Genomic DNA, 14,208 nt, shown 5'->3' with positions numbered 1-14,208 from the left:
TCCGGCCGGACTGAAATTCAGCGGCCTTGCAGCCGTTTTCTGGGGGCGACGTATCCGTGGTTGATGTCTTCGAGCAGGTCGAGGAGGAGCTTCGCTCCGACCGCTACAAGCGGCTGGCCCGCACCTGGCTGCCCGTCGCGGGCGGCGTGCTTCTTGTCGCACTGGTCGCGGCCCTCGCTTTCTGGGGCTGGGACAGCTGGCAGACCTCGAAGGCCGACAAGGCCTCCGTCGCCTATGACCGCGGCATGGAATCGCTTGAGGCCAACAATCCGATCGGGGCCGACGCGGCCTTCGTCCAGGCGGCCAAGGAAGGCAACGGGGCCTACAAGGTCCTGGCCCTGAGCCAGCGCGCGGCCATCGCCCTCGCCGCCAACCGCGTTCCCGACGCCATTGCCCTGCTTGACGAGGCCGCCAAGGCCTCCAGCGATCCTCTCATGTCCGATCCCGCCGCGCTCAAGGCCGCCTGGCTGGCCATGGACAGCGAGACCCTGGAACAGGTCCAGGCCCGTCTGGAGCCGCTGGCCAAGGAAGGCCGTCCGTTCAGCGCCTTCGCCGTGGAAGCCCTCGCCATGGCCCGCCTGCAGCATGGTCAGGTCGCGCCGGCCCGTGAGGCACTGGTCCTGCTCAAGAACGGTCTGGACACGCCCGAGATCGTCACCCAGCGCGCCGACCTCGCCATCGCGGCGATCGATGCGGGTGCCGCCGCCGGTCTTGCCGACATCGTTCGCGCCCAGGCCGCCATCCCTGTCGCCCCGCCCGCGCCGGCCGCCCCCGCGGCGCCCGCCGCTGCTCCGGCTCGCCCGTGATCACCGCTTTCAGGACGTACCCCATGAATCGCGTGCTTAAAGTCGCCCTGCTGAGCGGGCTCGCCGTCACCCTCGCCTCGTGCAGCACGGTGCAGGGGATGCTGCCGTTCGGCCTCGGCCAGAACAACGAGCCGCAGGCCACGGCCACTGAGGGCCAGCGGATTTCGGTGCTCGAGTTCGAACAGGCGCTGGTGCCTTCGGCCGCCCTGTCCGGCCGTGACTTCTTCATCCCGGGCCCCCAGGCGGCGATCGCCTGGACCCAGCCGGGCGGCAACGCCGAGAACGCGGTCGAACACGTGATCGCGGGGGCCGAGTTCACGGTCGCCTGGCGTCGCGGCGTCGGCGCCGGCTCGTCGCGCACGCGTCAGGTCATGGCCCCGGTCGTGGCTGACAACGGCCGCGTCTTCGTCCTGGACGGCGAATCCACCGTCTCGGCCCTCGACGCCGGAACGGGTGCCCAGGCCTGGCGGGTCAATATCAAGCCGGCCGAAGATTCCCGCCGGACCGGTTTCCTCGGCATGGGCGGCCGTTCGGATGGCGGCGGCTTCGGCGGCGGCGTCGCCGTCGGCGGCGGCAAGGTCTTCGTGGCCTCGGGCTACCGCACCGTCACCGCCATCGACCAGGCGTCCGGCGCGGTCATCTGGACCACCCCGGTCGATGTGCCGATCCACGGTGCGCCCACCGTCTCGGGCGGCCGGGTCTTCGTCGTCGACGTCGAAAACCAGATCCAGGCCTTCGACACCACGACCGGTGCCCAGGACTGGTCCTATCGCGGCATTCCGGAGCCGGCCCGCCTTCTGCGCGCCTCCAGCCCGGCCGTGACCGGCGATACGGTGATCGCACCCTTCTCGTCCGGCGAAGTCGTCGCCCTGCGCGCCTCGACCGGCCAGTCGCTGTGGCAGCAGGTCCTGTCGCGCACCAGCCGCACCAGCGCGCTCTCGGAAATCCGCGACATCGCCGGCCGCCCGGTGATCAGCCGCGGCGTCGTCTACGCCGTGAGCCACTCGGGCGTGCTGTCCGCCATGGACATCCGCTCGGGCCAGCCGAAATGGGCACCGCTGCCGATCGCGGGCGTCAATGCGCCCCTGCCGGTCGGCGACGTGATCTATGTTGTGTCCAAGGAAGGCGAGCTGACCGTCATCAACCGCGAGAGCGGCCAGATCTACTGGACCCGCGACCTGAACGAAGGCCGCGTGCGTCAGGAGGGCGGCATGTTCGGCTTCTTCGATCGCACGGTGCGTCCGGTCTGGTCGGGCCCGCTGATGGCCTCCAACCGGCTGGTGCTGACCAATTCGGACGGCGAACTGGTCGCCTTCGATCCCAAGACCGGTGCCCAGACCGCCTCGATCCGCCTGGGCGGACCCGTCTATATCGCCCCGGCCGCCTACAACGGCGCCCTCTATGTTCTCACCGACAAGGGCGATCTCGTCAGCATTCGCTGACCTTTAGCCCCCGAACTGCGTTAGAAGGCCGACATGGCTCTCAAAGTCGCCATCGTTGGCCGCCCGAACGTGGGCAAGTCGACACTATTCAATCGCCTCGTCGGCAAGCGCCTTGCGCTGGTCGATGACCGGCCGGGCGTGACCCGCGACCGCCGGTACGCAGATGGCAACATCGGCGACATGGACCTGACCCTGATCGACACCGCCGGCTATGAGGATGTCACCGACGATAGCCTCGAATCCCGGATGCGCGAGCAGACCGAGGCGGCGCTGGAAGATGGCGACCTGATCCTGTTCATGATGGACGCCCGTGAGGGCGTGACCTCACTGGACCAGATCTTCGCCGAACGGCTGCGCCGGCAGCACAAGCCCGTCATCCTGCTGGCCAACAAGTCCGAGAGCCGCGAGAGCGGCGGCGGCATTGGCGAGGCCTATTCCCTGGGCTTTGGCGAGCCGGTTGCCATCTCCGCCGAGCACGGCGAGGGCATGGCCGACCTCTATGCGGCCGTGGTCGCCGCCAGCGCCGACATCTTCGTCGAAGAGGTCGATGAGCCCGACAAGCCGATCCGTATCGCCATCATCGGCCGTCCCAACGCCGGCAAGTCGACCCTGATCAACCGCCTGATCGGCGAGGACCGCATGCTGACCGGCCCCGAGGCCGGCATCACCCGCGACTCCATCTCGGTCGACTGGGAATACGAAGGCCAGAATATCCGGCTGGTCGACACCGCCGGCATGCGCCGCAAGGCCCGGGTGCAGGAGAAGCTGGAGAAGCTGTCGGTCGCCGACACCATCCGCGCCATCACCTTCGCCGAAGTGGTCGTTCTGGTCATGGACAAGGACGACGCCTTCGACACCCAGGACCTGCAGCTGGCCGATCTGGTCGAGCGTGAGGGCCGGGCGCTGGTCTATGTCGCCGCCAAATGGGACCTCGAGGAGAGCCCGCAGGCCAAGCTCGCCAAACTGACCCAGATGGCCGAGGACAAACTGCCCCAGCTGAAGGGCTCGCCCTTCGTGGCCCTGTCGTCGCACAGCGGCCGCGGCGTCGAGCGTCTGATGCCGGCCGTGCTTCAGGCCCACGCGACCTGGTCGGTCAAGGTCAAGACCAAGGACCTGAACACCTGGCTGTCCATGGCCACCCAGAGGCATCCGCCCCCCGCCGTCGACGGCAAGCGGATCAAGCCCAAATACATGGCCCAGACCAAGGCCCGTCCGCCGACCTTCGTGCTGATGGCCAGCCGCGCCGAGTCCATGCCGGAGCAGTACAAGCGCTATCTGGTCAACAATCTGCGCGAGTCCTTCGACCTGCCGGGCACGCCGATCCGTCTGCTGGTCAAGTCCGGCAGCGAGAACCCCTATGCGCCGGGCGGCTCCAAATCGGGCCCCGAACGCTACAAGGGCGACGCCAAGACCGCGCCGCGCAAGGTCATCAAGAAGGCCGAGCGCGCCGAGATGCTGTCCAACCTGCCCGGCAAGGCGCTGGAACAGAAGAAGGCCGGCAAGACCAAGCTGAAGCCGCTGGCGGGGCTGAAGGCCAGCGCCAACAAGAAGGCGGGTTCCTCGGTGGCCGTCCAGAAGGGCGCCCGTGGCGGGGCCCGGCAGGTGTCGCGCTCGGGGCGCGTCCGGACGGGCCAGAAGCACGCGCCGAAGAAGTAACGTCCCATTGACGGGCCTGTCCCGGCTCGCCCATCCTCCCGTAAAGGTGGAGGAAGAATCGTGGCGTTTTCGACAGGGCTGGTCGCGGCAACAGTGCTTCTGGCCGCGGGAGGGGTTGTGCAGGACGGGGCCTGCGTCGCGCCGGTGGTGCCCGCTGTCGAACGGCCGGTGAAGCCGACCCGTCCTGCGACGCCAGGTTGTGTGGATGAAGCGCGCAGCCGGCACAACTGCAGCCGGCGGATCATCAACGCCTACAATGCCGAGATGGAGCAGTACGGCCAGGCGTTCACCGCGCACGTGGCGGAATTGAACGCCTATACCCGGAAGCTGGCGGTCTATGTCGAGGAGGCCGCCGCCTATGCGCAATGCGAACAGCGCGTGGTCATGCCGTCGGTACTGATCGAGGGCTGAGCCCTCAGATCAGGGCCGCCACGCCAGGCCCGTGGCTCCAGTCCTTGAAGCTGACCTGCAGCGGTGGCTCCAGATCGCCGCGCGACAGTTCGACGATCAGAGGGCCGATGGCCGAGGGATGGACGACGTCCTGCGGGTCCTCACCCGGGAAGGCCTGGGCCCGCATCGCCGTGCGCATCCGGCCCGGATCGACGATCGAGACCCGGATCGGCATGGACTCTATCTCGTCGGCCCAGCATTTGAGCAGCGCTTCGGCCCCCGCCTTGGTCGCGGCATACATGCCCCAGAAGGCCCTGGGCGCGGCGGCGACGCTGGTGGTCAGATGGACAACCCGACCGGCGTCGGAGGCCTTCAGCAGCGGCTCGAGCGAGCGGATCAGGCGGTAGACGGCGGTGAAATTGGTCTTCTCGACCTTGGCCCAGATGCGCGGATCGGCATGGCTGACCGGCGTGAGGCCCGAGGCCCCCATGGTCGCCGCCGCCTGCACCCAGATGTCCAGCCGCCCGAACCGCTCGAATATGGCCCCGCCCAGACGGTCGATGGCACCGCCGTCCACGAGGTCGAAGGGGATCAGCGTCGCGTGCTTGCCGGTGGCGGCATAGATGGCGTCGTCCAGCTCTTCCAGACCGCCGACGGTGCGTGCGGTGGCGATCACATGCGCGCCGGCTTTCGCCAGGGCGAGGGCGCTCTCGTAGCCGATGCCGCGCGAGGCCCCGACGACGAGGGCGATACGGTCCTTGAGGGGGAGGTCGGTCATGGCGGGCCTGATAGCGCGCCCGTCGGTCCGGAGGAAGTCAGAACCCCGGTGCCGGTTGCCACAGGCTGAAACTGCCGCCCTGGTCGTCGCTGACCACGACCGAACGGCCGGTGGCGCTGTCGGACGGAACGGCGGTCCGGCCGCCCAGTTCGGTCACGCGCTTGCACAGGGCGTCGACGTCCTCGACCCGGAAATACAGATGCGGCAACTGGCTGGGCCGCTCTGACTTGGTGAAGCCGAAGGGCGGATCGCTGTCGGTGACGTGGGCGTAGGTCGGGCCGGAGGCGTCTTCGTCGAAGGTCCAGCCGAACAGGGCGCTGAAGAAGGCGCGCGCCTTGTCGATGTCGGGCGTGTCGACGGTGAAATAGCCGAGCTGGACCATAAGGCCTCCTGCCGCGCGAAGATCCGGGCCCGGACGCTTTGCGCGTCCGGTCCGATTTCGCTCTTAAGCGCTCACCAACAGCGAAAGTTGCCGTGCGGCGACCTCGCGGCCACCTTCCTCGATCTCGCGGTCGAGCAGGCGGGTGGGGTATTCGCCGGTGAAATAGTGGTCGGTGAACTGCGGATTGTGCGGATCGCGCGGCCCGGCCTCCATGGCGTCATAGAGGCCTTCGACCGACAGGAAGCCGAGGGAGTCGACCTCAAGGTGGGCCCGCATCTCTTCCAGGGTCTTGTTGGCGGCGATCAACTGGTCCCGCTCGGGCATGTCGATGCCGTAGAAGTCCGGCCACAGGATCGGCGGCGAGGCCGAGCGCAGGTGCACCTCGGTCGCGCCCGCGGCGCGGACGGCGCGGACCAGTTTGACCGAGGTCGTGCCGCGCACGATGGAGTCGTCGATCAGGACCACGCGCTTGCCTTCCAGCACCGAGCGGTTGGGGCTGTGCTTCATGCGCACGCCCTTCTGGCGGGCCCCCTGGTTCGGCTGGATGAAGGTGCGGCCCAGATAGTGGCTGCGGATGATCCCCATCTCATAGGGAATGCCGCTCTCCTGGGCATAGCCGAGGGCCGCGGGCACGCCGGAGTCGGGCACAGGCACGATCACATCGGCTTCGATGGCATGTTCGCGGGCCAGCTTCATGCCCATACGCTTGCGCACCCCATAGACGGAGCGGCCGTTCACCACGCTGTCGGGGCGGGCGAAATAGACGTATTCGAACAGGCAGGGCCGGGCCCCGCGGGTCGGGAAGGGCTTGAGCGACTTCAGACCCTCGTGGTCGATGACCACGACCTCGCCGTGCTCCACATCGCGTTCAAAGGTCGCGCCGATAGTGTCCAGCGCGCAGGTCTCGGACGCCAGCACCCAGGCCTCGCCGAGCTTGCCCAGGACCAGGGGGCGGATGCCCAGAGGATCGCGGGCGCCGATCAGCTTCGACCGGGTGGCGCAAACCAGGGCGTAGCCGCCCTCGATGCGGCCGATGGCGTCGATGAAGCGATCGACGATCTTGGCCTTACGGCTGCGGGCGATCAGGTGAAGGATGACTTCCGAATCCGAGGTCGACTGGAAGATCGCGCCTTCGCCGACCAGCTGGTTCCGCAGATAGAGGTGGTTGGTCAGGTTGCCGTTGTGGGCGACGGCGATTCCGCCCTGGTCCAGATCGGCGAACATCGGCTGGATGTTGCGCAGGAAGCTGCCGCCGGCGGTGGAATAGCGGGTGTGGCCGACCGCCGCCGAGCCGGGCAGGCGCTCCGGCAGGTCCGATCCGCCGAACGCCTCGCCGACGAGGCCCATGTGGCGTTCGGTGTGGAAGCGGGTGTCGTGGACGCTGGCGATGCCGCAGGCTTCCTGGCCGCGATGCTGCAGGGCGTGCAGGCCGAGCGCGACGATGGCGGAGGCCGCGTTCTTGTCGGCCCCCCACACGCCGCAGACGCCGCACTCCAGCCGCGGCCGATCGTCGTCGGGGTCGCGATGATGCGCCCGGTGGACAACCGGGTCAGCGATGGAATGCACGGGACTGCTCATCGTGGGGCTCCGATGATGCGGGGAACGCTAGTCGGCGGCGGACGCGGGCGGAGTATTGTTTGTTTGGGGCGAGGGCAAGGCTTCTTCGCCGGAAAAGCCCTCGTTCACGGACGAAGTCACGACCGGTGCCAGGGCGTCAGCGCCCCGGCCGATGCCCGGCAGCACGATCTGGATGAGCCGCGCGGCACCGGCGGTGACCGGCCTGAGGGTCGCCTCACTGAGCCAGCGCGGCGTGCGCTCGCCCGGCATGGCGGCGACGACGACCAGATGGATGGCCCCCAGAAGGACCAGCGACCGCGCCGCGCCGACGAAGACGCCGAGGAAGCGGTCGATCCCGCCCAGCTGCGGATGGGCCTGGGCCTGTTTCGACAGCACCGAGCCGAAGATGCGGATGCCGAAATAGATCAGCAGGAAGGAGGCGACAGCCGCCGCAATGGTGCCCGCCCAGTCCGGATTGACCAGCGCCCGCCCGAGCGGGGCCGTCAGGGGCAGGGCCACGAGGGCGATGAAGGCAGCCAGCACGAAGCTCAGGAGGGTGATGATCTCGCGCGTGCCTCCGCGCACCCAGCCGGCCACGGCCGAGGCGAGGATGACCAGAATGGCGATAACGTCGAAACCGGTCATGCGCGCCCGAACTGAGATCAGTCCGGTCTCAATAGCGGTTTTGCGAGATTCGTTCGACCGCTTCCGCAAGCCGCGTCACCGATGTGACCCCGACGCCCTTGTGCTTGACCGTCAGGGGTGGGGTCAGGGCCCGGTCGAAGCCCAGTTTCTGCGCCTCCCGCAGCCGCGCCTCGGCCCGTCCGACGGCGCGGATCTCGCCCGACAGGCTGATTTCCCCGAACACCACACAGCCCTGGGGCAGGGGGGTGTCGGTCGCGGAACTGATCAGGGCGGCGGCCGCCGCGAGATCCGCGGCCGGCTCGTTGATGCGCAGGCCGCCGGCGACGTTCAGATAGACGTCCTGATCCCCGAAACCGAAGCCGCAGCGCGCTTCCAGAACCGCCAGCACCATGGCCAGCCGGCCCGTATCCCAGCCCACGACGGCCCGGCGGGGCGTGCCATAGGCTGATTTCGACACCAGGGCCTGCATCTCGACCAGCACCGGCCGCGAGCCCTCGATCCCGGCGAAGACCGCCGCGCCCGGTGCCCGGTCCTTGCTCTCGCCGAGGAAGAGGGCGGAGGGATTGGCGACCTCGCGCAGGCCGGCGTCGCCCATTTCGAACACGCCGATCTCGTCGGTGGCGCCGAAACGGTTCTTGCCGGCGCGCAGGATACGGAACGGATAGCCGCGCTCGCCCTCGAAGCTGAGTACGGCGTCGACCATGTGTTCGACCACGCGCGGCCCGGCGACCTGGCCGTCCTTGGTGACGTGGCCGACGAGGACCACGGCCACGCCCTGCGACTTGGCCAGGCGGACCATTTCCCCGGCGCAGGCGCGAACCTGGGTGACGGAGCCGGGGCCGGCCTCATGGGCGTCGGACCACAGGGTCTGGATGGAATCGACGATGACGATGTCGAAGTTCTCGCGCTTCAGCGTGGCGAGGATTTCGCGCAGGGCGGTGGCAGAGGCCAGTTCGACGGGGGCCTTCTCCAGCCCCATCCGTTTGGCGCGGGCGCGGATCTGTTCGACCGCCTCCTCGCCGGAGATGTAGGCCACGCGCCGCCCGGACAGGGCTGCGCGGCCGGCGACGTCCAGCAGCAGGGTCGACTTGCCGACGCCGGGGTCGCCGCTGAGCAGAATGGCGGAGCCGGGCACGACGCCGCCGCCGCAGACCCGGTCGAACTCGGCCACGCCGGTGATGATGCGCGGCGGCTCGGGCGTGTCGGACTGAAGGGTCTCGAACTGCACGCCCCGGCCGCGCGCCGCAGCACCGGTGGCGGGCTTCATCGCACCCGGCGGAGCCGAGCGGCTCTCCTCGACGATGGAGTTCCACTGGTTGCAGGCCCCGCACTGGCCCGACCATTTGCCATGGACGGCCCCGCAGGCCTGGCAGACATAGATTGCGCCGTCACGAGCCATGGGACCGGCTTACAGGAGTCGCGCGCCGCGGGGCAGGGGGCGTTCGCGGGCCTGCGTCCGAAACTGACGTAGACCAATCTCCGGCGCGCCCTTTGCGCAACCGGCGGCGCGGTCCATATCTCCGCGCATGGCGATGCGAGGCGAACGGGCAGGACGGCGGGGGGACTCAGTCGCCAAGGCAGCACAGGCGGGAGCACCGGCACCGGTTGCGGATGGCCCTCCGGCCTGGCGGGCGCTCGGCGACCTGATCCGGCTCGTCGGCCGGTCCAATGCACCCCAGCTCCGCCTGCGCCTGATCGGGGCCATCGGCATGACGCTCGGTGGCAAGGGGCTGGGGGTGCTGGCACCTCTGGTCCTCGGTGCGGCGGTCAACCATCTGGCGGCGGGGCAGGGGGCGGCGGTGGCCGTCGGCATGGGCTTCGCCGGTTTCGCCGTGGGCTGGGCCTTCGTTCGCCTGTTGTCGGCCATAGCGCCCAATGCCTCCGACGTCGTCTTTGCCCCGGTGCGATCGGCGGCCCAGCGGCGCGCGGCGACCGAGACCTTCGGCCATGCGCTGAGCCTGTCACTGGACTTTCACCAGACCAAGCGGTCCGGCTCCCTGTCGCGGACCATGGATCGTGGCTCGCGGGCCGTGGACTTCCTGTTGCGCATCCTCGCCTTCAACCTGGTCCCGACCGGGGTCGAGCTGGTGCTGGCGGCCGGTGTGCTGGGCGGGCGCTATGACTGGCGGTTCGGGGCTGTGGCGGTCGCTGTCGTGGCGGTCTACGCCGCCTCGACCTTCGCCTTGGCCAATTGGCGGCTGGAACACCGGCGCGAGATGAACGCCGCCGACACCGAGGCCGCGGGCGTCTCGGTCGACGCCCTGCTGAACTACGAAACCGTCAAATCCTTCGGTGCCGAGGCGCGGGCCGCCGGCGCCTATGACCGGGCGCTGGGCGACTACACGCGGGCCGCCCTGAAGGCCAACAGCTCGCTGGCCATGCTGAATATCATCCAGGCGGTGATCATGAACATCGGCCTCGCCGTCATGGCGGTGATGGCCGGGTTCGAGGCCGCAGCGGGCCGGATGGGGCCGGGCGACGTCATGGCGGCGGTGCTGATCATGATCTCCCTCTATGCCCCGCTGAACATCCTCGGCTTCGCCTACAGGGAAATCCGGCAGTCCTTCATCGACATGGAGGAGATGCTGAAGGTGACCCGCCAGACGCCGCAGGTCGCCGATGCGCCGGATGCTGTCCCGCTGCCGCGGCCCGCGGATGCGCGCGGCGCGGCCCTGGCCTTTGAGCACGTCGGCTTCCGCCATGACTCCCGCGCCAACGGCCTTGAGGACGTCAGCTTTATCGCCCCGCCCGGGACCACCACCGCCCTGGTGGGCCCCTCAGGCTCCGGCAAGTCGACCATCGTGAAGCTGGCCCTGCGCTTGCTGGACCCGCAGGAGGGGCGGGTGCTGATCGACGGGCTGGACGCGCGGCAGGTGACCCAGGCCTCGCTGCGCGCCGCGGTCGCCCTGGTGCCGCAGGACGTGGCCCTGTTCAACGACAGCATCCGCGCCAACATCGGCTTCGCCCGGCCCGACGCCGGTGAGGCGGACATCTGGGCGGCGGCCGAGGCGGCGGAACTGGCGAGCTTCATCCGCGAACTGCCCGAAGGCATGGAGACCCGTGTCGGCGAGCGGGGCCTGAAGCTGTCAGGCGGTGAACGCCAGCGCGTCGGCATCGCCCGCGCCCTGCTGGCCGATCCCTGCATCCTGATCCTCGACGAAGCCACCAGCGCACTCGACAGCCGCACCGAGGCGGCGATCCAGAAGACGCTGCGCAAGGCGCGGGCCGGCCGCACGACCCTGGTGGTGGCCCACCGCCTGTCGACGATTGCCGACGCCGACCAGATCCTGGTGCTCAAGGCCGGGCGGATCGTCGAGCGCGGCGCTCACCATGAGCTGGTGGCGCGTCTGGGTGGCGAGTATGCGGCCCTGTGGCGCAAACAGACGCGCGGCGCCCGCACGGAGCCTCAGCCGGGCTGATTGAGCTTGCGCTCGATAACCTCGTTGAGACTTTCGAGGATGCGCGCGCGCTCCTGCACGGCTTCCGGCGGCAGGGACTGCAACAGCCTCAGCGACCGGGCGTGCACGGTGACGATGCGCCAGTCAAAGGGCTGCTCCGGGTCGATCGCGCCGATCAGGTCGCAGAGGCCGGCGGCGGCGCGGCACAGGTCGAACAGTTCGAAGGGGCCGGCCGCATCGAGCAGGCTGGTTGAGGCGCGATAGGCCTGGTCGAGTCTCCCCGGCGTTTCGGCAAGACTGGACGGGGCCGGCAGGGCCTCAAGGGCTGCAATGCCGGCGTCGACCACGGTCATGGCCTGGCCGCGCAACACCTCGATATTGGCGCGGGCCTGTTCGAGCGCCACACCGACGCTGATCCCGCCGGGCGAGTCGATCATGCCGGCGAGCCTGTTCTTGCGACGCGGATGGGTAATGACGGTCAAGGGGCTTCTCCCGCGGCCGAAGAGCCGGCCTGGCTGTCCTCGAATTCCTTCTTCCGGATCATGTCCGCGCGCCGCTCGACAGGCGGCGTGGGGGTGTTGCGGAAGCGGCGGTCCGGTCCGAAATAGTCGCCGACCTCGAGGAAGGGGCGACCGTCCCGGGCCACCCAGACGATCCGCTCCAGCAGGGTGGCCGCGCTGAACGGTTTGGTGATGATGAAGCTGGCCCCGCAATCCCGGGCGTCGGACACGCGCGGGCGGCGGATGTGGGCCGCGGTCATGATCACGGGGACGAAGGCGTTCGGGTCCAGGCCTGAACGGCGCAACCAGCGAACCAGTTCAAAGCCGTTGATGCCCGGCATTTCGCAGTCGACCACAAGCAGATCGATGGTCTGCTCCTTGAGGATATCCATGGCCTCCGCGGCGCCCAAGCAGGTGTGTTTGGGGCGGATGCCGAACCCCATCAGGGCCTGGCTGGTCAATTCGATAGCGAAGGGCGAATCGTCCACCACCATGGTGACCGCACCACTGAGGTTGATCACCGCGCTCTTGCGTAGCGCCTCGCCGATGGCGCTCATTGCAGACGCCAACGCATGGAGGGAGACCGGAAAGCGTACATTACGCGACGGTCGCAGCTTCCGGTAGATGAGTGATTAACGCGACGTCCGGCTCGCTCAGCCGGCGCGGCCGATGGCGTAGAAGCGGTCCGCCCGGGCCTTGCGCAGTTGATCCGGGCTCAGGCCGGACAGGGCCGCCAGTTCCTCGGCGAGCACATTGCCCACTGTTGCGATGGCGGCTTCACGATCGGCATGGGCACCCCCGATGGGCTCCGGAATGATCCGGTCGACGATCTTGAGCTCGACCAGGTCGGGGGCGGTGATCTTCATGGCCATGGCGGCGTCGCGGGCACGCGCGCCGTCGCGCCAGAGGATGCCAGCGGCACCCTCGGGCGAGATCACCGAATAGATCGAATGCTCCAGCATCAGCACCCGGCCCGCCGCCGCGATGGCGATAGCGCCGCCGGAGCCGCCCTCGCCGGTGATGGTGGCGATGGAGGGGACGCCCAGGGTCAGGCAGCGTTCGGTCGAGCGGGCGATGGCCTCGGCCTGGCCGCGCTCTTCAGCGCCGAGGCCGGGATAGGCGCCGGCGGTATCGACGAAGGTCAGGACCGGCAGGCCGTAGCGTTCCGCGAGATCCATCAGGCGGACGGCCTTGCGGTAGCCCTCGGGCCGGGCCATGCCGAAATTGTGTACGACGCGGGTCTGGGTGTCGTGGCCCTTCTCATGGCCCATGAGCACCACGGGGGCACCGCGGAACCGCGCGAGGCCGCCGATGATGGCCTGGTCGTCGCCGAACTGCCGGTCGCCCTTCAGCTCGACGAAATCGGTGAACAGGGCCTCGACATAGTCGACGAAATGCGGCCGCTGCGGGTGGCGCGCGACCTGGGTCTTCATCCACGGGTCGAGGCTGGCGTAGGTCTTCTTCCTGAGCTGCTCGGCCTTCTTGCGCAGTTGCTCGACCTCGGCGTCGAACGAGCCGGAGGTCGCGGAGAGCAGGTTCAGCTCCTCGATCTTCGCCTCCAGATCGGCGATCGGCTTTTCAAACTCGAGGTAGTGCACGGCCATAAGGCGTCCGGAACAGGCGCGCCGCGTGGCGCATCGGAAGGCGGCGGAACCTAGTCAGGTCAACGCCGGGGAGCAAGCGCGGGTTCATTCATCCCTCGCCAGCGGGTGCTTGTCACGCACGACCTGCGCCAGACGGTCGGTGGCGACGTGGGTGTAGATCTGGGTGGTGGCGATGTCGGCGTGGCCCAGCAGGGTCTGGACCACCCGAAGATCGGCACCGCCTTCCAGCAGATGGGTGGCGAAAGCGTGGCGCAGGACGTGGGGGCTGACCCGGGCCGGGTCGATGCCGGCGTCGAGAGCGGCCTGATCCAGCAACTGGGCGAAGCGGCGTGGGGTCAGGTGACCCCTGGCCGAGGCGGAGGGGAACAGCCACGGGCTGTCGGGGGCCTTTTCCGGGCGGGCGGCGTCCCGGGCGATCAGCCAGACCTTCACCGCCTCGCGGGCCGAGGCGTTCAGCGGGGCCAGTCGTTCCTTGCCGCCCTTGCCGCGGACGATCAGGAAGGCGGGGTCGCGCCGCACGGCCTCGACCTTCAGCCCCAGCAGTTCGGATACCCGCAGGCCCGAGGCGTAGGCGAGCTCTACCAGCGCCACCATCCGCAGGCCGGCGGCTCCGTCGTGGGTCGCGGCGGCGGCCAGCAGCCGCTCCACCTCGTCGCCGCTGAGCGTCCGGGGAAGGCTGCGGCCTTGCTTCGGGGCGTCCAGCCGCCGGGAGGGGTCGTCGGCGCGCCAGCCCTCGCCGAGCGCGAAACGATAGAATTGTCGCACCGCCGATCGCCGCCGCGCCTGGGTGGCCGGCGACAGGCCGCGACGGCCCAGATCGGCGTACCAGGCCTCGACGCCGGCCTCGTCGCCCGTCATCAGGCCGCCCGCGATTCCTGCCTCGGCGTCGGCCAGATCACGGCCATAGGCGGAAAGCGTATGGGGCGAGGCGTCGCGCTCCACCGCCATCATTTCCAGAAAGGCCTCGACCTGGGGCGTACTCATGCGCGTCGGCGCTTTGCGAAGTCGGCGCTTGGTGTAGAGGGTGGTGGGGTCATGCCGTGCCTGCCG

The 14,208-nt window shown here is 69.1% G+C and carries 14 protein-coding genes; 5 read left to right on the top strand and 9 right to left on the bottom strand.

The genetic code is table 11. The features are described 5' to 3' along the window. Positions 1 to 56 precede the first annotated feature (56 nt). From KB221_09910 to KB221_09895, 4 genes are read left to right on the top strand one after another with little or no spacing between them, the layout of a single operon-like run. Positions 57 to 806 (top strand): tetratricopeptide repeat protein, encoded by a 750-nt coding sequence (locus tag KB221_09910; protein WIY68413.1) that lies wholly within the window; start codon positions 57 to 59, stop codon positions 804 to 806. A gap of 23 nt (positions 807 to 829) precedes the next feature. Then, a complete protein-coding gene (locus KB221_09905) occupies positions 830 to 2,248 on the top strand; it encodes a PQQ-binding-like beta-propeller repeat protein (GenBank protein ID WIY68412.1) in 1,419 nt (472 codons plus the stop codon). A 33-nt stretch (positions 2,249 to 2,281) separates the two neighbouring features. Then, on the top strand, positions 2,282 to 3,904 hold the full coding sequence (der, locus tag KB221_09900; protein WIY68411.1) for a ribosome biogenesis GTPase Der: 1,623 nt from the start codon (positions 2,282 to 2,284) through the stop codon (positions 3,902 to 3,904). 60 nt (positions 3,905 to 3,964) lie between these two features. Then, complete coding sequence (locus KB221_09895) at positions 3,965 to 4,315, top strand: hypothetical protein (GenBank protein WIY68410.1); 351 nt, start codon at positions 3,965 to 3,967, stop codon at positions 4,313 to 4,315. 4 nt (positions 4,316 to 4,319) lie between these two features. Here the strand turns inward: KB221_09895 and KB221_09890 are convergent, their stop codons facing one another. The 5 genes from KB221_09890 to radA form a co-directional block, all read right to left on the bottom strand. Next, positions 4,320 to 5,072, bottom strand: coding sequence for an SDR family NAD(P)-dependent oxidoreductase (locus tag KB221_09890; protein ID WIY68409.1), 753 nt, complete (start codon positions 5,070 to 5,072; stop codon positions 4,320 to 4,322). 37 nt (positions 5,073 to 5,109) lie between these two features. Beyond that, the gene (locus tag KB221_09885) at positions 5,110 to 5,454 is read right to left on the bottom strand and encodes a VOC family protein (protein ID WIY68408.1); all 345 of its coding nucleotides are present in this window, start codon (positions 5,452 to 5,454) and stop codon (positions 5,110 to 5,112) included. Between the two features lie 63 nt (positions 5,455 to 5,517). Then, positions 5,518 to 7,032 carry an amidophosphoribosyltransferase gene (gene purF / locus KB221_09880; GenBank protein ID WIY68407.1) on the bottom strand — a complete coding sequence of 505 codons (1,515 nt, stop codon included), beginning with the start codon at positions 7,030 to 7,032 and terminating at the stop codon, positions 5,518 to 5,520. Positions 7,033 to 7,059: 27 nt separating this feature from the next. Beyond that, entirely contained in the window at positions 7,060 to 7,656 is a 597-nt protein-coding gene (locus KB221_09875; GenBank protein ID WIY68406.1) for a CvpA family protein, read from the bottom strand. Between the two features lie 28 nt (positions 7,657 to 7,684). Beyond that, entirely contained in the window at positions 7,685 to 9,055 is a 1,371-nt protein-coding gene (radA, locus tag KB221_09870; GenBank protein ID WIY68405.1) for a DNA repair protein RadA, read from the bottom strand. A 133-nt stretch (positions 9,056 to 9,188) separates the two neighbouring features. Between radA and KB221_09865 the strand changes: the two genes are divergently transcribed. After that, entirely contained in the window at positions 9,189 to 11,075 is a 1,887-nt protein-coding gene (locus KB221_09865) for an ABC transporter ATP-binding protein/permease (GenBank protein WIY70904.1), read from the top strand. Here KB221_09865 and KB221_09860 read toward each other — a convergent pair. The 4 genes from KB221_09860 to KB221_09845 form a co-directional block, all read right to left on the bottom strand. Further along, the gene (locus KB221_09860) at positions 11,063 to 11,536 is read right to left on the bottom strand and encodes a chemotaxis protein CheE (protein ID WIY68404.1); all 474 of its coding nucleotides are present in this window, start codon (positions 11,534 to 11,536) and stop codon (positions 11,063 to 11,065) included. The two genes, KB221_09865 and KB221_09860, sit on opposite strands and share 13 nt — an antisense overlap. Next, positions 11,533 to 12,111, bottom strand: a complete 579-nt coding sequence (locus tag KB221_09855; protein WIY68403.1) for a response regulator — start codon at positions 12,109 to 12,111, stop codon at positions 11,533 to 11,535. The genes KB221_09860 and KB221_09855 overlap by 4 nt, the downstream gene beginning before the upstream one ends. 96 nt (positions 12,112 to 12,207) lie before the next feature. After that, positions 12,208 to 13,158, bottom strand: coding sequence for an acetyl-CoA carboxylase carboxyltransferase subunit alpha (locus tag KB221_09850; GenBank protein ID WIY68402.1), 951 nt, complete (start codon positions 13,156 to 13,158; stop codon positions 12,208 to 12,210). Between the two features lie 84 nt (positions 13,159 to 13,242). Then, positions 13,243 to 14,142: a tyrosine recombinase gene (locus tag KB221_09845; GenBank protein WIY68401.1), complete on the bottom strand. Its 900-nt coding sequence runs from the start codon at positions 14,140 to 14,142 to the stop codon at positions 13,243 to 13,245. Between the last annotated feature and the right edge of the window lie 66 nt (positions 14,143 to 14,208).

Source organism: Aquidulcibacter paucihalophilus (assembly GCA_030285985.1).
Lineage (GTDB): Bacteria > Pseudomonadota > Alphaproteobacteria > Caulobacterales > Caulobacteraceae > Brevundimonas.
Note: the sequence above shows the minus strand (reverse complement) of the source record. Positions and strands in the feature narration are given on the sequence as shown.

Bases quoted from the DNA above. Each gene is read 5' to 3' on its own strand.
- KB221_09875 (WIY68406.1), bottom strand. From the start codon at position 7,656: ATGACCGGTTTCGACGTTATCGCCATTCTGGTCATCCTCGCCTCGGCC.
- purF (WIY68407.1), bottom strand. From the start codon at position 7,032: ATGAGCAGTCCCGTGCATTCCATCGCTGACCCGGTTGTCCACCGGGCG.
- KB221_09890 (WIY68409.1), bottom strand. From the start codon at position 5,072: ATGACCGACCTCCCCCTCAAGGACCGTATCGCCCTCGTCGTCGGGGCC.
- KB221_09885 (WIY68408.1), bottom strand. From the start codon at position 5,454: ATGGTCCAGCTCGGCTATTTCACCGTCGACACGCCCGACATCGACAAG.
- KB221_09865 (WIY70904.1), top strand. From the start codon at position 9,189: ATGCGAGGCGAACGGGCAGGACGGCGGGGGGACTCAGTCGCCAAGGCA.
- KB221_09905 (WIY68412.1), top strand. From the start codon at position 830: ATGAATCGCGTGCTTAAAGTCGCCCTGCTGAGCGGGCTCGCCGTCACC.
- radA (WIY68405.1), bottom strand. From the start codon at position 9,055: ATGGCTCGTGACGGCGCAATCTATGTCTGCCAGGCCTGCGGGGCCGTC.
- der (WIY68411.1), top strand. From the start codon at position 2,282: ATGGCTCTCAAAGTCGCCATCGTTGGCCGCCCGAACGTGGGCAAGTCG.
- KB221_09850 (WIY68402.1), bottom strand. From the start codon at position 13,158: ATGGCCGTGCACTACCTCGAGTTTGAAAAGCCGATCGCCGATCTGGAG.
- KB221_09855 (WIY68403.1), bottom strand. From the start codon at position 12,111: ATGAGCGCCATCGGCGAGGCGCTACGCAAGAGCGCGGTGATCAACCTC.
- KB221_09845 (WIY68401.1), bottom strand. From the start codon at position 14,142: ATGAGTACGCCCCAGGTCGAGGCCTTTCTGGAAATGATGGCGGTGGAG.